The following is a 17,208-nucleotide window of genomic DNA, read 5'->3' on the forward strand; positions in this document are numbered from 1 at the left end:
TAAAAAGCCTATCAATGATCCATTTCATTACCCCGGTTCTGTAATACGGCACGCTGATCATGGTTTTATCCGCAATACGGTAAAAGAATAAGGAGCCAGCTCGATGGTACGGATCTCGTTTATTACAACTGCCGTTTGCACCGGCACAAGATCTTTTTCATCCGGCCGGCCCTTCAATACTGTTTTGATTATTGTCGGATTGCTGAACCGGAAGGAGTCCATATCCAGCGACAGGGTGGCCGGTACGGGAAGCAGGTTTACCATCTTTATTATCAGTTCTTTTGTATGGCTGTTGCGTACAATGGACCAGGCAACCCGGTTTTTTACTTTTTCATTGTTATCCGAATACATCGCTTTTGCCGGGATGTATTCGTCGCCTGCATTTTGTCCAAAGAGCTGCTGTATGTAATAGCCCGTCGTCCGCTTTATTGTTGTGTTATTAAAATAAATCAGGTCCGGGTTCCATTGTGTATGATTTTCTTTTGCCAGCAACGGTGCATAGGAAGCCATATGTACCACATCCCCATTGCGCTCCAGTGCCGTAAGATGAATGGCTTCGGCCAGTGCTGTTTCCAGGTTATTGGGCCGGTCCGGCAAATGGGCTGCATATTCGCCAAGGTAGACCCTGGGCCCGGCGCGGTCGTATTTATCATAAAAATCCTGGTTATAGATAAACCAGGCCGGTGGTACATAATAATGTTCGTCAATCATGGGAACACCCAGCTTTGTTGCCAGCTTCCATCCTTCGGTGTAGTCAGCCCCTTCAAAGAAAGGACCTGCCGTACCAATTATGGTTATCGCAGGATATTTTTCTTTTACTGCTTTATAGATCAGGGTAAACCGCTCTGTGAACACCTCTGAGATCAAATCCTCATTCCCGATACCGATGTATTTTAAATTAAACGGTTCGGGATGCCCCGCCGCTGCCCGCAGGCTGCCCCATTTTGTTTGTGCACTGCCGTTCGCCCATTCGATCAGATCCAGTACATCCTGTATATAACGGTCCATTTCATCAAGAGGGATCCCTCCCTGCTGGCCGCCCAAAGGATGTCCATGCCTGGCGGAGTTCTGACAGGGCACTCCCGCGGCCACTACCGGCAAGGGCGCTGCGCCGATATCTTCGCAAAACTGAAAATATTCAAAGTACCCCAGCCCGGCTGTCTGATGGTAGCCCCAGAGGTTGCGCTGCGGTTTGCGGGCTTCCAGCGGACCAATGGTGTTCTTCCAGTGATATATATTTTCCAGTCCGTCTCCGTGCGCCACACATCCGCCGGGAAAACGGACAAACCGGGGATGCAGATCGGCAATGGATGCTGCAAGATCTGCACGCAAACCGTTTTTACGTGCCCTGAATGTTTTCTGCGGAAAAAGAGAGACCATATCTATGGCAATGACGCTCTCCGGCTGCAGTACTATTTCCAGCCTGGCGCCGGCCGCGGTTTTCCGGGCAATAAGAACGGTACGGAGTTGCTGCCATTCTCCGGTCGGTTCTTTAACTGATGCAGCTGCAAGCTCTTCGCCCTGCCGGCCGATAAGGCGAATCGCAAGCGCTTTCTTTTTACCGGACATGCTTCGTACAAAAAGGGAAAAGTCATAACGCTCACCCGCTGTTACTGCAATACCATCAAACCCTTCATTGATAACGCCCGTCTGTCCGCCTGCAGTTTTTAGCACCGCATAGTTTTTGTTGTTGGGATGAACGGGATGCACCGAATCAATAGTGAATTCCGCACCGTTACCAGACAGGCTCCATGCCTTTTTACTGTTCCACGCAGGATCCCGGTTCTCTTTATCAGAAGGAGCATATTCAAAGTCCCTGTTCTGGATCAGCTCCGCATACAGACCGCCATCTGCCGCGTAGTTGATATCTTCAAAGAAGACTCCCATAAGTAGATTGCTTATTTTTTTTGCTCCTGCCGGTTCGGGACTGATAACCAGTTTTAATGGTTTTAATCCGGCAAAACGCCGGGCGTCTTCCTTTGTTGTTTCACCCCAGAGCCGGCTCCTGTAACCGGAAAGCTGTTCTTTTTTTATCAGTCCGCTCACGATATTCCAGGGTACTTTTTTTATAACGCCGGTTTCGGCCGCGCCGGCTATAACGATCTGTTGCTGCCTGCTGCGCTCAGCGTTCATCTTTTCCGGAGTAAATCTTTTTAACGCTTTCTGACTGATAAAATACGACTGGGGCATCCAGTACAATAAATCTTTTGATGAAGTGTAGGCCACGGCGCCCTCTTTATTATCCAGGTTCCAGATGCAGTGCCACAGATCATCCGCATCATAAAAAAGGAAGGGGCGGATCATACGCTTTTCGCTGCCCCAGCGGCCATAATCCGATTTTACAAACCCGAACCCGTTACCAACCGGGTGCCAGTTTTGCTGATCCCTGCTCCATGCAAACAGCAAACCGCTGCGTCCTTCATCCTGTGCCCTGGCGTAGGAAAAAATATACACAGAGTCCGGCTCATCTGCAACACAGGTTGACCCGAATAAAACTGCAGCCAGGAACAATAAAAATATTCGCTTCATTTCATTATGGTTTTCACGCACCGCCATTATACGCGGGCAAACGCGTTATTCTAATAACATCAGCAATCGCCGGTGCTGCTGTACAGTTCCGGCTCCCGGTGTTTCTGGCTATAGCATTATTTTATCTTTACCGCAGTGACGCCACTATGTGTCGGTATCACTTTTTTGATACTTCCGTCTGCATTAAATTCCATTTTGTCGATGCATACCTCCCGGTTATAGCCGGCAGCATCTCCCATTTTAATACCACCCGGGTAATTAAACCGGTGATACACGATATACCATTCGTCCTTCCCCGGGATCTGAACAACCGAATTATGTCCGGTGCCATAGATGCCGTCTGATTCTTTTTTTTCCAGCACGATGTTATGCTGCGGTACCTTAACAGGACCCAGAGGTGTAGCTCCGGTTCCGTAACGCACCCGGTAGTTGGGACTGCGGGTATCATCCTCGCTCCACATAAAATAATAAACTCCATTCCGGAAAAACACATAAGTGCCTTCACGGAATGTTTTATCCGGCGTTATTATTTTTAACGTTTCCTGTTTTACAGAAATCATATCGCCATTCAGTTCAACTACAGCCATATACCCGTTTCCCCAGTATAAATAGCTTTTCCCCGTTTTGGGATCTGTAAATACGGCGGGATCGATTTCCTGTCCGTTCGTTATTCCCGGAGGCTTCTGATCAATCAAAGGCTTACCCGAATCAACAAAGGGCCCCGCCGGATTATCGGCCACCGCTACTCCTATTTTCCGGGCGGCGGTGAAATAATAAAAATAACGATACCGTCCATTCACCTTTTTCTCAATGATACAGGGAGCCCACGCATTGCGGCCGGCCCAGCCTACCTGCGTTGGGAGGTCCAGTATTTTGCCCTCATCCTTCCACTGTACCAGGTCAGGAGAAGAAAACACTTTAAAATAATTTCCCGACCATCCTGTAAAACCATCGCTGGTCGGATAGATATAAAATCTTTTTGCCTGATGCGAATACATAATTTCAGGATCGGCATAAAAGCCGTTAAGCACGGGGTTATGATCCTGCAGCAGCTTTACCCCGAACGTTTCCGGTGTCTGTCTTTTAACAGTAATCGTATACCGGGAAGTTCCTTTAGAAAAATCGTTCCGCGCAGGTGCTATAACAATTCCCGGAAGACGCACGAACCCCGGATCAAAATTTTTCAAAGAAGTACCCGGCTGTAGCGGCAGGTATACTTTTTTGGCCGCACTGTCAAAAACGATGTTGTTCTTTTTTATCAGCGTTGATTGTGCCGACAACAGAGCCGCCGAGGGACTGTACCATTTGCTTACCAGTCGTTCTGCTTCCTGATTTGTAATGGGCATTACCGTGCCGTGCCGGGGATGAAAATTCATGGAAACCTCATGATCCACCACTTTAAAATGCTGCAGATCGGTTGTTTTGGTAAACTGGTAGCGGCCTTTTGTATATACATCATACATGAGAATATACCCGCTGCCATCATTCAGCTTAAACACCCCGGCCCCTTCAACGGGATCTTTTGTTTGCTGAACATATTTATCCTGCAGCACATACCCGCCGGTAAGGCGGTCGGAGACAGCTATTTTAATGCCGTTACCGCTGCCTTCCGTTTTAAAAAAGAGATGATACCGGCCTTCTTTAAGAACAATGTCCCCGTCGATACAAGCCGTTCCGTGAGGATTATAAAAAAGTTGCTTCGGCGCTGTCTCCAGTGCTGTAAACGTTTTGTTGGCATATGCATAAAACAGCACATCCGGATCATCGCCTGCCCGCATCGACCAGTAAATCATATATTTCTTTTCCACCGGGTCATAAATCGTTTGTGGTGCCCAGACCCGGTTTACTTTTTCAAAGGCTTTGAACGTTTCCGGGATATTCACCACAGCAGAAGTCCAGTTGATAAGATCTGTTGATTGCATCAGTACCATCGCCCGGTTGGAATTCCAGCCATTGGCAGATACCATATCAGTAGCTACCATATAAAAAGTTTTCCCATCAGCACCACGGAGAATGTGCGGGTCTCGTACTCCTCCGGAAGAACTGATCGCTTTTGAATCCAATACCGGTTGATTATCATTCAACGCCCTGAAATTATATCCGTCTGTGCTGATAGCAAACCGGATGGCTTCTTCCTGTTTCTGGTTGCCGGTAAAATAGGCAAAAAGATAAGCGCTGTACCGGGCTGGTTGTGCGCAGAGCTGCGGGCAGCCAAATAAAAACGCGAATAAAGCAAGTTTGAGTTTCTTCATATTATTACTGCATCCTTCTGTATAGAAATTTGATACCGCATCAACCGTATTCGTCTGCATATATGCTGCCGGCCTTAAGGCATACCCAGAACAGCAAAAGATTTCAATTTCCCGTTTTCATACAAGCACCGGGATTATTTCAACGCTACGAAATCGTTTGCACAAATCTATTGTATTTTTTATTAATTGTCAAATTAACATTTATTATTCGTTCCGGACCCATCCCCCGGCAGCCTGGATGGTTCAGATCCTTTTGTTCTCCCGGTAGACACCGGGTGGCTTTTCCAATAAATAAAGGCTTTACGTTTACCGTAAAGCCTTTATTATCAGTGGAGGATATCGGAGTCGAACCGACGACCTCTTGCATGCCATGCAAGCGCTCTAGCCAGCTGAGCTAATCCCCCAAATGGAGCGCAAACTTAATGGATTGTTTGTTATTGTCCAAGATTTTTTTCAAAATCAATCCGCTGCATTTTTCCGGACTGTCGCTTTTGCGGGAACAGCCGTCTCCGGCGGGTCTTCCCGCAGGCGGGACGCTGTGGCATGTAACAACCGTGCAATCTGATCACCCGCTTTTTCACTTATCAGGTAGGTGGCGATTTTCTGAACCAGCAGCGGTGCGATCAAACGGGACAGCCATCCGGCCCTGCGCAGCAATCCTTTCCGGACGACCAGGTCGGTGATCTTGGTAACGCCCATTGCGATCAGCGGGTTTGAAGCATCTGCATTCCAGACATCCTTAGTGGTTTTTACGATATGGCTGATGGGATTAAATTCTTCTTTTATCTCATTGATGGAATAACGCAACTGTGTCTTACGCTGCCGCAGCCGCGATTTCAGGCGGGCTTTTTCCTTCATGAGCTCTTCACGCGTGGTAATTACAGGTTTAGTCATAGAGATTTTTGATGATGATGTTTCGGATAAAAGGGGTAATCACTTTTTTATTAAGGGCCAGGATCAGTATCAGTACCAGCAATAAAAATCCGGCAACTATAAAAAAACCCAGCATGGGGTTGCCCAACGCCTGTCCGATCCACCAGCTGGCACCAAAACCAATAAACAGGAAAATAAAAAAGGCAAGTCCGGTAACCAGGGCCAGGATCAGGAAAGAGGATCCCAGCTTGCTTCCCTTATCAACAATATTCACCACCGATAACCGGTAATAGGTCTTTGCAATTTCCTCCACATCTTCAGCCACATTCTCCAGCTTTTCTTTCAGTTCAAACATAGTTTGTGTTTTACAGTTACAATAAAAAAGGTTGTCTTAAAAGTGTATTGTTTCGTGAACCCATGTTCCAGACTCAACAACAAACCTTGCAGACAACCCGCTTATAGGGATGTATTAAATTATCTTACCTTATTGGCATACTCATCAGCCAGGTCATTATATTCATCCTTCAGGTTTTCGTAACCGTCCTCGGTTTTTCCTTTCAGCTTCTGATAGCCTTTTTTTGCTTTCTTCATTGCCTGATGAGAAAGGTCAGAAAGGCTTTCTTTTCCGGATGCGATCAGGCTTCCCAGAGAATCTGCCCAGTCGTTGGCCGTATTCTTCATTTTTTTACGTGTTTTTTTCCCTTCGTCGGTGTAAAACAGCAACCCGATTGCAATACCTGCCAGTGCGGCGCCGGCGATACCCAGGATGTACTTGTCTCTATTTTTCATAAACTTCTTTTTTATTTTAGTTTAATAATCAGATTATACCTATTATCCCTAAAAAACCGTACCAAAAAAAGTTGACAAACCTCAAATTATGGTTTTCCTCAAGTTACTAAAAATTCGGCAGTTATGCTTTTTTTAATCGCCCAGGTTTTCCACTTCCTTATTAAGCCATCTTTTAACAGCAGCTGTGGTTACCGATTTCGGACGTTCCAGCGGCATACCCAGCGCGCGGTCCCAGCAAAGGCTGGAAAGCACTCCCAATGACCGGCTAACGGCAAAAAGTACCGTGTAATATTCGTATTCTTTCATTCCATAATGTACCAGCAGCGCCCCGCTGTGGGCGTCTACGTTCGGCCAGGGGTTTTTTACCTTGCCCAGCGACTGCAGGATGCCCGGAACCGTTTCATAAATGCGCCATACCGTATTTACCAGCGGATCATCCGGCATGTGTTTTTTACCAAATTCCATTTGCGCGGTAAACCGGGGGTCCGTCTGACGCAACACTGCATGTCCATAACCCGGTACCACTTTTCCCTCATTCAGGGTCTTTTTTACATATTCTTCTATCTGTGCTGCAGTCGGGGTATCCGTATTGAGCTCTTTCTGCATTTCAAAGATCCATTTGATCACCTCCTGGTTGGCCAGACCGTGCAACGGACCGGCGAGCCCGTTCATGCCGGCGGCATAGCTCAGATACGGATCGCTTAATGCCGAACCCACAAGATGTGTTGCGTGAGCGGAAACATTTCCTCCCTCATGATCGGCGTGGATCACCATGTATAAGCGCATCAGCTCTTTGAATTCTTCATTATCGTAACCCAGCATATGGGCAAAATTGGCCGCCCAGTCGAGCATGCCATCCGGCTGCACCGCTTTACCACCCTTGTATTTACGGCGGTATACAAAAGCCGCAATATGCGGCAGCCGCGCGATCAGGTTCAATGTATCTTCCAGTGTCGCTTCCCAGTATTCTTTTTTGGAAAAGCCGTCTGCATACCGTTTTGCAAAAACACTTTCTGCCTGAAGCGCCATCACCCCTACCACAAACTGTGTCATGGGATGCGTATCTTTCGGCAATGCTTTCATCGTATCAAATACATAAGTAGGCACATGGCTGCGGCGTTGCAGAATAGCACTCAGATTTTCCACATCTTCTTCAGTAGGAATTTCCCCAATCATCATCAGGTAAAACAATGCCTCCGGCAATGGTTCCGTACCGTCTTTTGCTTTCGGGAGCTGTTCTCTCAGTTCTGGAATGGAACGTCTTTTAAAACGGATGCCGTCCTGGGCATCAAGTAAAGAGGTCTCTGTTACCAACGCGGTCATTCCCCGCATGCCCTGATAGATCTGGGCCAGTGTTGTTTCGCCGATCACCGTGTTCCCATGTTCCTGGAGCATGGTCTTAATTTCTGCACCAAGCTTGTCCGCCTGCTCTTTAAACTTCACTTTAAATTGTTCCATATATACTATAACATCTTAACTATTAAAAAAATGGTTTGCGCTAAAGATAGTTAAAGCGAATTGCCACAACAAATTATATTTTAGTAATTTTTCAGAGGCAACGAATACTTAACAAAATATCAATAAAAGGGTTCAAAACCTCCTGGGATCTTTATCTGCGGCTCAATAGTATCAATAAAAGGACCAGGGCCATTTGCCCGGCCAACCTTATAAAATCCGGGGTAATACCACTCCTGCCCTAGCTATTTGGGAGCTGATTTATACAATTGCAATGCAACAAGTGAAAAGAAAAGATTGGGGACCCATGCAGCAAGCAGCGGGGGAAAACTTCCCTTTGTTGAAAATACGGTTGAAAACTGATCCGCCAGTATAAATACAGCAGCGATCACAATTCCCAGTGCCAGGTGCATACCACTTCCGCCCCGGGTTTTGCGACTGGCGATCACGGCACCGATAAAGGTCAGCAGCAGTACGGTAAAGGGGGTGGAAGTCCGTTTGTATAATTCCACCTTCAGGGCGTTGAGTCCTTCCGTACCCCGCAGCTCCTCATTTTTGATGAGCCGCTTCAGGTTGGGTGTGGTCAATTTATCTTTCAGGTACTCATCTTTGATCAGCTCATCCGGCGCCATATTCAATCGTACCACTTTTTCTTTCAGGTGCGACACCCGTTCGCCCAGACTATCCACCTGGCGCTCCACCACATTTTCTGCGATCCAGCGCCGCTGTCTTTTGGTCGTATCCCAACGCACCGACTCGGCCCTCAGATTATAAACCAGCTTTCCTTTTTTTACGCGGTCCATAAAAAAAGCACCGCTTTTTTGAGTGGTGGCATCAAAATTTTTTATCCCCATGTAGGTAATACTGTCGATCCGTTTATAGAAACAGGTAGCACAGGCGCTTTCCGAGCGGTTCTTCAAAGGGTCGTTCTTATCAATATAGGTCTTCCGGAAAGAGCTCATGATCTCGTTGGCCATGGGGATAAAGTAGGCCCTTCCAAAGAACAGTACGGTAGCCAGCAGCAGTCCGCCTACCATATAAGGACGCAGGAACCGTGTAAACCGGGTACCGCTGGCGAGTATGGCAATCACCTCAGACCGCAAAGCCATTTTACTGGTAAAGAAAATGACCGCAATAAATACAAACAAGGGAAACAGCAGGCTCCAGATATAAGGGATGAAGCCCATGTAATATTTGGTAAATATCTGCCAGGAAGAAAGCCCCGACTTTACAAAGTCGTCCGACTTTTCACTGGTATCGATGGCTACGGCGATGACCGTAAACAACAGCATACAGAATACAAAAGAGATCAACAGCCTGTTTAATATGTACCAGTCCAGTTTCTTCATGAAATATTTAACCTGTCAAAAGTAGCCGAAAAAAAGGATATCGTTTACAGGCGGTTTTTTAACTTAACAATCATTTGGTTTTTCCAGGCATTGTAATTTCCTGAAATGATCTGCAGCCGGGCCTCGCGCACCAGCCACAGGTAAAAAGCCAGGTTGTGTACGCTGGCAATGGTGAGTGCCAGGAGCTCCCCGCTTTTGAATAAATGCCGCAGATAGGCTTTGCTGTAAAGATTGCTCATCGGGTTGGGCAGGCCCTCGTCGATCGGTGAATAATCAAATTCCCATTTTTTATTATCGATATTGATGACCCCTTCGGTGGTAAACAACATGGCGTTCCTGCCATTACGGGTGGGCATTACACAATCAAACATATCGATGCCCATACCGATGCATTCAAGAATGTTCCAGGGCGTGCCCACTCCCATCAGGTAGCGCGGCTTCTGTGCCGGCAAATGCTGGCAGCACCAGTCACAGATCTCATACATCTTGTCCTCCGGTTCGCCTACGCTTAATCCGCCGATAGCGTTACCTGGCGCATCTTTCTCTGCTACAAAATCACAGGATTCTTTCCGCAGGTCTTTAAATGTAGCTCCCTGTACGATGGGAAACAGATTTTGCGTATAGCCGTACTTATCCGGTGTGGAATGGAACCGGCTCCAGCAGCGATCCAGCCAGCGGTGGGTCAGGTCCAGGCTTTTCCGGGCATAGCTGTATTCGCTTCCGCCGGGCGGGCATTCGTCAAAGGCCATGATAATATCCCCGCCGATCACCCGCTGGATGTCCATCACCCCTTCCGGGGTGAACAGGTGCTTGCTCCCGTCGATATGGGAGGCAAAGGTCACTCCCTCTTCTTTTATTTTGCGGGTGCCTGCCAAGGAGAATACCTGGAATCCGCCACTGTCTGTGAGAATGGGACGTTTCCACTGATTGAACCGGTGCAGACCGCCGGCTTTTTCCAGTACTTCCAAACCGGGCCGCAGGTAAAGGTGGTAGGTATTTCCAAGAATGATCCGGGCGTGTATATCGTTTTCGAGCTGTGCCTGGGTAACCGCTTTTACGGAGCCTGCGGTGCCCACCGGCATGAAAACAGGTGTTTCAATTTGTCCGTGATCGGTCTGAATCAGACCCGCGCGAGCGGCGGATCCCGTATCGGTGTGTTGTAGCTGAAAACTGAGTTGTGCCATAAATTGGCGGCAAAATTAATACAACTGGAAGAATTGAGAAAGCTGAGTTGAGAAATGAGGCCTGAAATCTGAAATCGGACAACTGAAGTCTTATATCTTCATTCAAATTTAAAATTAGCGCGCTATATTTGCGCCATGCCGGACCTAACCCCTGGATATATCATATTTATCGCGCTCCTGCTTTTTACGGCCGTTCTCCTGTTCTATTATCTTTATTTTTTTGCCCGGCTGGTGTTTTTTAAGCCCCGGAGCCAAAGCAGTATACAACAGCACCCCGTGAGCATTATCGTATGCGGTAAGAATGAGGCCCGCAATTTTGCCAAAAATATTCCCGGGCTGATCTTTCAGGAATATGCCGCCAGCCGGCAGATCCTGGTGGTGAACGACAATTCCACAGACGACAGTAAATATGTATTGCAGGAACTGAACGGAAAATACGGAGGGCTCAGCCTGCTCAATCTTCAACAGAACGCACAGCATATACCGGGAAAAAAATACCCGCTTTCCATGGGCATACGGCAGGCCGGTCATGAGATCCTCCTGCTTACCGACGCCGATTGTGTGCCGGCCACCGAACACTGGCTTCAGAAAATGCAGGAGCCCTATGAGCAGCAGATCGAGATCGTACTGGGCTACGGCGCCTACCATAAATATCCCGGTTTTCTTAATAAGGTGATCCGTTACGAGACCTTTCACAGCGCCCTGCAATACCTGTCCTATGCGCTGGCCGGTGTACCCTATATGGGTGTGGGAAGGAACCTCAGTTATAAAAAAAGCCTGTTCCTGAATAATAAAGGCTTCTCGGATGTCAATCACCTTCCGGGCGGCGACGATGATCTGTTTATAAATAAGGTAGCCACCGCAAAAAACACCGCTGTTGTTATTGATCCGGCGGCTCATACCTTAAGCAGCCCCAAACGGACCTGGAAAGAATGGAAAAATCAAAAGACAAGGCATTTCAGTACTTCGAAATATTACAAACCTAAACACAAGTTTTTGTTAGGGTTATACAGCCTGTCTCATTTTTTATTTTACTTTTTGATCATTGCCTGTTGTATCTGGTACGACTGGCGGGCAGGCCTGGGCATTTTACTGGGGAAGTCCCTCCTTCAGCAGCTCCTTTTTGCCAATGTAATGAAAAAACTGAACGAACCGGATCTCCGGAAATGGGTCCTTATAATGGACCTATGGATGGTATGCTACTACCTGTTTTTTGCCCCGATGCTGATAAGAAAAGAAAAAAAGTCCTGGAGTTGACCTCTGCGCTGTTGCGTTTTTGCTGTTTTTTCCGTTTAGCAGTAGAACTACCACTAAACGGAAGCCATGAAACCGTCGCTTGCAATCGCTCATATATTTCCTGAGGCATGCCCCCGTATGGGTCACATCGGGCAGGCGCCCCGCCGGCTTAAGCAACCGGAGAAGGCCCGTTTTATACCGGTCCGCTCTGCACCCTCCGTCACCGTTCCTCATATAATATTTTTAAAGAGATCAGTAACCCGCTTTTTTCCGGGCACTTTTTTCAACCCGTAAGTCTACCATCATAAAAACACCCATTTCTATGCCCTGCAATTCCCATCCGGCCTGCAGGGCTTTTTTTATGCAGAAAATTATTTGTGCTCCAGGGATCCTTTCAGAAGTACCAGCAGTTTTTCAAACTCCGTTTTATCATATCCTACCGACTGGTAAATGACCTTACCCGTTTCATCGATCACCACATTGCGGGGAATAAACGTGTCGGCAAACCGGGAAAAAATCTGCCGTTCCGGATCGGCCAGTAGGGGAAAGCTGAATTTTTTTTGTTGCACAAAGGCATTCAGCTTATCCCAGCCCTCTTCGCGTCCGAAGATGAACAATGCGAACCGCGGGTTATTTTTATATACGTTCCAGATTTCCCGTTGTATCCGCGGCAGTTCTGCCCGGCAGGGGCCGCACCAGGTGGCAAAAAAATTAATGAGCACTACCTTGCCCCTGTAATTACTGATCTTCACAGAGTCTCCGGCGTTTTTAAGTGTAAAGCCAAAATCCGGGATGGTATCTCCCATAGCTACTTTCCATACTCCCGAACCCTGGGCACCGGCACCGGAAAATTGCAGCGTCAGCAGCAGCAGGAGCAGTATATTTTTCATCATATCCCAATAGTTAACGCCCTGCGAATTTAGCACTCCTTTCGTATTAAATTCCACTATACTAACGTAAACAATACTCAACTTAAAAAGAAGTGTTCCTACTTCAGAACGATCATTTCTCTGTTTTTTAAATCAAATGTAACCTGTTTTCCGATCCAGTTTAATGATACAATACCATCGTAAATTAAGCCATCAATGAAGGAGGCTTTTATATCTCGGCACTGAATAGCAGGTGAAGCTTTTGTGGTTATGGATTTTATACCGGTTTGGTAAATAATGGTTTTGATCTCAGGATTAAATTCACTTGGGATAACTATTTTATCAGCCTTTGCTGTATCAATACTTAAAGCCGAAATAAATTTTGAGTTTATCCGATATACATTATTCCCCGCCCCACTATCAATTGAAAATTGTAGTGTTAAACTATCATTCACAATAAAATAAGCGAAAATTGAGAGCGCTTTGCCTCGCGAGTCATTTAGCTGTAATGGAATTGGATGGCCAGCTTTACGAACGACAGACATGCTTTTATCAGTTTCAAAAACGATTCTCTTGTTTGTATAATCGATTGTAAATGGTTGTTCCTTAAAGCTCATGAGAGAGATTAACCCGTCGATAGTACCAAGGTTCACATCAAAAATGGTTAATACCGGACTTTGTTCAACAAAATTCCCTAATGCTAACGTGTTCGCATCATACAGATCAGCCGTCAGTTGCTCACCAGTTGCCCGAAAACCGGTATAGCTCCCATCCTGTTTGTGCAGCTTGCCTACTTTCTCTGAAAAGGTTTTGGTTATTAGCGTTAATCCCGCACCCGTATCAAATATAAAGTTGCCTTCTACCCCATTAACCTTTGCCTTGACCATTATATGGCCCTCGGGGCTCATTTCAAATGGTATAAAAGACTGTGCATGGCTTGTACTGGTTATAAATAAACAAATAAAAAAAGATCCTGACCACGAAAAGAAAGTAGAAAACATATTGTGTGATTATAGTTAAAAATTAAACGGCTTAATAAAAGCCAACTTTCATATGGTTATGATAACAAAGACTGTTTCTGTAGGCCTTAAAAGGCATCACTATAAAAAATATGCTACCCACTGGGCAACAACTGGATCCAATTTCTTCTCGAGTGCACAACATACTGTATACACCTTTCTGCAGCTTCGCCTTTATTCTCTTTAGCAATGAAGTCTTGATAAAAAAGGCATGCTTCTTCTTTAAATGATGTTTTGTGTATTGCATCTAACTTTTTCATGATGATAAGTATTTTTCAGGCACAACATATAAAGAAACTTTAATATTATATAAATTAATAAACTTATTTAAAACAACTTCTTTTTTTCTTTGTTCATCAAAATTATACATACAATTTAAATATTCCGCTGCTTATTTATGCGGGGGTATTCGTATAGCTGGGGGCTAAATTGTATATTCGCAGTTCAATTTTTACCAATTATTAAGAGCAGATGATAATATCCTATAAATGGCTGAGTGACTACCTCCCGGTTACCGTAAGTGTGGAACGATTGAGCCAGATTTTAACTTCTATCGGACTCGAAGTGGAAGCCGTTCATGAATATGAAGAATTAAAAGGCGGTCTGAAAGGCCTGGTGGTAGGCGAAGTACTGGAAACCCATCCGCATCCGAACGCTGATAAACTGAAACTGACAAAAGTTACGGTTGGCGGGGACATCCCTCTTAACATTGTATGTGGCGCTCCCAATGTAGCCGCAGGACAAAAGGTGATTGTGGCACCCGTGGGCGCTACCATTTACCCGCTAAATAATGCACCGGTAACCATGAAGCTGGCCAAGATCCGCGGAGAGGAAAGTCAGGGTATGATCTGTGCGGAAGACGAGATCGGCCTGGGCGCTTCACATGACGGCATCCTGGTGCTGCCGGACAATGTTAAACCCGGAACTCCGGCTTCTGAATATTTTCAGAGTTATTCGGATATGATCTTTGAGATCGGCCTTACCCCTAACCGAATGGACGCAATGAGCCATTGGGGCGTGGCACGCGACGTATGCGCCTATCTTTCCCATCATGATAAAAAATCGGTACGGCCCAAACTTCCTGAGACCGGCAGCTTTAAGGCACCTAAAGGCAAGGCCCCGCTAAAGGTTACAGTCGAAAATAAAATAGCCTGCCCCCGTTACAGCGGCATTTGTATCGATGGTATAAAAGTGGGCCAATCACCCAAATGGCTGCAGCATGTATTAAAAGCTATTGGATTGAGACCCATAAACAATATAGTAGATATTACCAATTTCATACAACATGAAACGGGGCAACCCCTGCATGCGTTTGATGCGGATAAAATACGGGGCAACCAGGTGATCGTCAAAAACCTCCCGGAAGGCACTACCTTTATCACCCTTGATGAAAAAGAACGGAAGTTAAGTGCTGAGGACCTTATGATCTGTGACGCAGAAGGCGGAATGTGTATCGGCGGTGTTTTCGGCGGACTGGAAAGCGGCGTAACGGATCAAACGGCCCGCATTTTCCTGGAAAGTGCCTGTTTTGATCCGGTAACCATCCGCAAGACCTCTTTCCGGCACGGGCTAAGGACTGATGCCGCCACCCGCTTTGAAAAAGGCACGGACATTTCAGCAACGGTAAATGTATTGAAGCGCGCTACCGGTCTGATCCTTGAGATCTGCGGCGGAAGCATTGCCTCTGATATTTATGATCTTTACCCGGATCCCCAGCCCCGGAAAGAGATCGCCCTGAAATATCATTACCTTAAAAAATTAAGCGGCAAGAACTATCACCCGGATGCGATCAAATCCATTTTGCAATCACTGGGTTTTGAAGTGGAAAAAGACACGATCGATGCCCTGCTGATCTCTGTGCCCTATCATAAGCCGGACATCCGGTTGCAGGCCGACCTGGTGGAAGAGATCCTGCGGATCGACGGGCTGGACAACGTGGAGATCCCAACATCGATAAAAATAACACCTTCTGTAGATGAAAATATTGAAAGCGAATCTATTAAAGAAAAAATAGTTTCGCAATTAATCGGATCCGGTCACCAGGAGATCCTTACCAACTCCATCACCAACAATGCCTATTATTCTGAACAGGAGCTGACCGGTGTGGTGAAGATGAAGAACAGCCTTAGCGCTGAATTGAACATCATGCGGCCAGACATGCTGGAAACCGGGCTGGAGATCATTCTGCGGAATCTAAACCGGAAGAACGAAAATTTAAGATTATTTGAGTTTGGTAAAACGTACATTATCAACAAAAAAGGAAATTTTGAAGAACCGGAGCATCTCTGTATTTATTTATCCGGCAATCAGCAGGCGGCCGGCTGGAAACAACCGGGTGTCAAATACGATTTCTTTGCATTGAAAGGTATTGTGGAAAAAATATTGCAGGTATGCGGTATTTCCGGAGTGCAATATGATGAGCTGGAAACACCGAATTTTCAATATGGACTGGAGCTCAAATCCGGTCCGGCGGGGCTGGGAAAGATCGGCGCCGTGCACCGGGATCTGCTGGACCGGTTCTACATCAAACAACCCGTATTCTATGCTGATCTGGATTGGAATGCCCTTTTAAAGCTGGCCTTAAAACACAAGACCCAGTTTTCCCCTATCCCAAGGTTCCCCGGTGTGCAGCGGGATATTGCCATGATCGCTCCGCAGGAGCTGCCTTACCGGTCGGTGGAGGCAGTGATCCGGAAATTAAATCTCAAAAAATTACAATCTGTTCAGCTTTTTGACGTTTTTGTAAGTGACAAACTGGGCGCCGGTAAAAAATCGCTGGCCATTAATTTTACCTTCCTGGATGAGGAAAAAACATTGACCGATGTAGAGATCGATGGCTGGATGAAGAAGATCATGCAAAGTTTGGAGAGAGATTTGCAGGTAGAAATCCGGAAATAATCCGTAATCGATAACCTATAAATTTTATTGATGAGTCAGGCGATAGAAGAAAAAATCAGGCTGATACAGGAAAAGCTGATCCAGCTGAGCCGGAAAAATGCAGCCATAGAAAAAGAGAATATGGCCCTGAAACAGGACCTGGAAGAAGCCCGTGCCGCTGCAGCCAGTGCGGTCTCCAACATGGAAGCCGCGCAGCAACAGCTCGATATTGCCCGTTACGGGAACACTTCCATGAGTACGGAAGAGCGGAAAGCCTTTGAAAAACGGGTCAATGGCTACCTCCGCGAAATAGACCGGTGTATTGCATTGCTGAGTGTTTAACCTAAAAGTACAATCATGTCACAGGAAGAAAATCTGATCCCCGCTAATATTATGATCGCCGACCGGCACTTCCGCATCCGGGTGGAGCCTGCCGATGAAGAGACGGTCCGTCATTCTATCAAGATCATCAATGATAAAGTGATGGAATTTAAAAAGACATTCCCCGGAAAAGACATGCAGGATTATGTATCCATGGTGCTGATCTGGTTTGCCACGGAATTCAAGGCCGAAGCGGCCTCCTCTATGGATTCCGATGTGATCATGGATAAACTGAACCAGCTCGAAGCGATCCTCGACAGCGAGCTGCAGGGGTAATTCATTGCAGAAGGCTGGTAGAGACTCGAAAATTGAGAGTTGAGAGTTGAGACGAACGACAGAAACGCGTCAGAAGACTGCTACTGTATTGTGCAGCTTTCTTCACCCGCCGGGTCCGG

Annotated in this window: 14 protein-coding genes and 1 tRNA gene; 4 read left to right on the forward strand and 11 right to left on the reverse strand. The window is 46.5% G+C overall.

Features of this window, described 5'->3' with window-relative positions; all coding sequences use genetic code 11:
* Nucleotides 1–57: 57 nt before the first annotated feature.
* The 9 genes from K7B07_RS25070 to tgt all read right to left on the reverse strand — a co-directional run bounded on the left by K7B07_RS25070 (nt 58) and on the right by tgt (nt 10,431).
* Nucleotides 58–2,529 (reverse strand): alpha-L-arabinofuranosidase C-terminal domain-containing protein, encoded by a 2,472-nt coding sequence (locus K7B07_RS25070; RefSeq protein ID WP_223713290.1) that lies wholly within the window; start codon nt 2,527–2,529, stop codon nt 58–60.
* Nucleotides 2,530–2,645: 116 nt separating this feature from the next.
* On the reverse strand, nt 2,646–4,781 hold the full coding sequence (locus K7B07_RS25075; RefSeq protein WP_223713291.1) for a glycoside hydrolase family 43 protein: 2,136 nt from the start codon (nt 4,779–4,781) through the stop codon (nt 2,646–2,648).
* Nucleotides 4,782–5,111: 330 nt separating this feature from the next.
* Nucleotides 5,112–5,185, reverse strand: a tRNA-Ala gene (locus tag K7B07_RS25080).
* Nucleotides 5,186–5,240: 55 nt separating this feature from the next.
* Nucleotides 5,241–5,675, reverse strand: coding sequence for a hypothetical protein (locus K7B07_RS25085; RefSeq protein ID WP_223713292.1), 435 nt, complete (start codon nt 5,673–5,675; stop codon nt 5,241–5,243).
* A complete protein-coding gene (locus K7B07_RS25090) occupies nt 5,668–6,009 on the reverse strand; it encodes a phage holin family protein (RefSeq protein WP_223713293.1) in 342 nt (113 codons plus the stop codon). The genes K7B07_RS25085 and K7B07_RS25090 overlap by 8 nt, the downstream gene beginning before the upstream one ends.
* Nucleotides 6,010–6,128: 119 nt before the next feature.
* The gene (locus K7B07_RS25095) at nt 6,129–6,443 is read right to left on the reverse strand and encodes a YtxH domain-containing protein (RefSeq protein WP_223713294.1); all 315 of its coding nucleotides are present in this window, start codon (nt 6,441–6,443) and stop codon (nt 6,129–6,131) included.
* A gap of 132 nt (nt 6,444–6,575) precedes the next feature.
* Entirely contained in the window at nt 6,576–7,901 is a 1,326-nt protein-coding gene (locus K7B07_RS25100) for a citrate (Si)-synthase, eukaryotic (protein ID WP_223713295.1), read from the reverse strand.
* Between the two features lie 242 nt (nt 7,902–8,143).
* A complete protein-coding gene (locus K7B07_RS25105; protein ID WP_223713296.1) occupies nt 8,144–9,247 on the reverse strand; it encodes an LptF/LptG family permease in 1,104 nt (367 codons plus the stop codon).
* A 44-nt stretch (nt 9,248–9,291) separates the two neighbouring features.
* The gene (tgt, locus tag K7B07_RS25110) at nt 9,292–10,431 is read right to left on the reverse strand and encodes a tRNA guanosine(34) transglycosylase Tgt (RefSeq protein WP_223713297.1); all 1,140 of its coding nucleotides are present in this window, start codon (nt 10,429–10,431) and stop codon (nt 9,292–9,294) included.
* 135 nt (nt 10,432–10,566) lie between these two features.
* On the opposite strand from tgt, the gene K7B07_RS25115 reads away from it, so the two are divergent.
* Nucleotides 10,567–11,688 carry a glycosyltransferase gene (locus tag K7B07_RS25115; RefSeq protein ID WP_223713298.1) on the forward strand — a complete coding sequence of 374 codons (1,122 nt, stop codon included), beginning with the start codon at nt 10,567–10,569 and terminating at the stop codon, nt 11,686–11,688.
* Between the two features lie 350 nt (nt 11,689–12,038).
* On the opposite strand, the gene K7B07_RS25120 is transcribed toward K7B07_RS25115, so the two are convergent.
* Nucleotides 12,039–12,560, reverse strand: coding sequence for a TlpA family protein disulfide reductase (locus K7B07_RS25120; RefSeq protein ID WP_223713299.1), 522 nt, complete (start codon nt 12,558–12,560; stop codon nt 12,039–12,041).
* Between the two features lie 95 nt (nt 12,561–12,655).
* A complete protein-coding gene (locus K7B07_RS25125; RefSeq protein ID WP_223713300.1) occupies nt 12,656–13,537 on the reverse strand; it encodes a retropepsin-like aspartic protease in 882 nt (293 codons plus the stop codon).
* Between the two features lie 489 nt (nt 13,538–14,026).
* On the opposite strand from K7B07_RS25125, the gene pheT reads away from it, so the two are divergent.
* The 3 genes from pheT to K7B07_RS25140 are packed head-to-tail and all read left to right on the forward strand — an operon-like array spanning nt 14,027 to nt 17,089.
* A complete protein-coding gene (pheT, locus tag K7B07_RS25130) occupies nt 14,027–16,453 on the forward strand; it encodes a phenylalanine--tRNA ligase subunit beta (RefSeq protein ID WP_223713301.1) in 2,427 nt (808 codons plus the stop codon).
* Between the two features lie 30 nt (nt 16,454–16,483).
* On the forward strand, nt 16,484–16,774 hold the full coding sequence (locus K7B07_RS25135; RefSeq protein WP_223713302.1) for a hypothetical protein: 291 nt from the start codon (nt 16,484–16,486) through the stop codon (nt 16,772–16,774).
* A gap of 15 nt (nt 16,775–16,789) precedes the next feature.
* Nucleotides 16,790–17,089, forward strand: a complete 300-nt coding sequence (locus tag K7B07_RS25140; protein WP_223713303.1) for a cell division protein ZapA — start codon at nt 16,790–16,792, stop codon at nt 17,087–17,089.
* Nucleotides 17,090–17,208: the final 119 nt, after the last annotated feature.

The sequence above is a fragment of the Niabella beijingensis genome (genome assembly GCF_020034665.1).
Lineage (GTDB): Bacteria > Bacteroidota > Bacteroidia > Chitinophagales > Chitinophagaceae > Niabella > Niabella beijingensis.

Coding starts and splice junctions, on each gene's coding strand:
- K7B07_RS25125 (WP_223713300.1), bottom strand. CDS start 13,537: ATGTTTTCTACTTTCTTTTCGTGGTCAGGATCTTTTTTTATTTGTTTA.
- K7B07_RS25135 (WP_223713302.1), top strand. CDS start 16,484: ATGAGTCAGGCGATAGAAGAAAAAATCAGGCTGATACAGGAAAAGCTG.
- K7B07_RS25090 (WP_223713293.1), bottom strand. CDS start 6,009: ATGTTTGAACTGAAAGAAAAGCTGGAGAATGTGGCTGAAGATGTGGAG.
- K7B07_RS25120 (WP_223713299.1), bottom strand. CDS start 12,560: ATGATGAAAAATATACTGCTCCTGCTGCTGCTGACGCTGCAATTTTCC.
- K7B07_RS25070 (WP_223713290.1), bottom strand. CDS start 2,529: ATGAAGCGAATATTTTTATTGTTCCTGGCTGCAGTTTTATTCGGGTCA.
- pheT (WP_223713301.1), top strand. CDS start 14,027: ATGATAATATCCTATAAATGGCTGAGTGACTACCTCCCGGTTACCGTA.
- K7B07_RS25115 (WP_223713298.1), top strand. CDS start 10,567: ATGCCGGACCTAACCCCTGGATATATCATATTTATCGCGCTCCTGCTT.
- K7B07_RS25105 (WP_223713296.1), bottom strand. CDS start 9,247: ATGAAGAAACTGGACTGGTACATATTAAACAGGCTGTTGATCTCTTTT.
- K7B07_RS25095 (WP_223713294.1), bottom strand. CDS start 6,443: ATGAAAAATAGAGACAAGTACATCCTGGGTATCGCCGGCGCCGCACTG.
- K7B07_RS25075 (WP_223713291.1), bottom strand. CDS start 4,781: ATGAAGAAACTCAAACTTGCTTTATTCGCGTTTTTATTTGGCTGCCCG.
- K7B07_RS25140 (WP_223713303.1), top strand. CDS start 16,790: ATGTCACAGGAAGAAAATCTGATCCCCGCTAATATTATGATCGCCGAC.
- K7B07_RS25085 (WP_223713292.1), bottom strand. CDS start 5,675: ATGACTAAACCTGTAATTACCACGCGTGAAGAGCTCATGAAGGAAAAA.
- K7B07_RS25100 (WP_223713295.1), bottom strand. CDS start 7,901: ATGGAACAATTTAAAGTGAAGTTTAAAGAGCAGGCGGACAAGCTTGGT.
- tgt (WP_223713297.1), bottom strand. CDS start 10,431: ATGGCACAACTCAGTTTTCAGCTACAACACACCGATACGGGATCCGCC.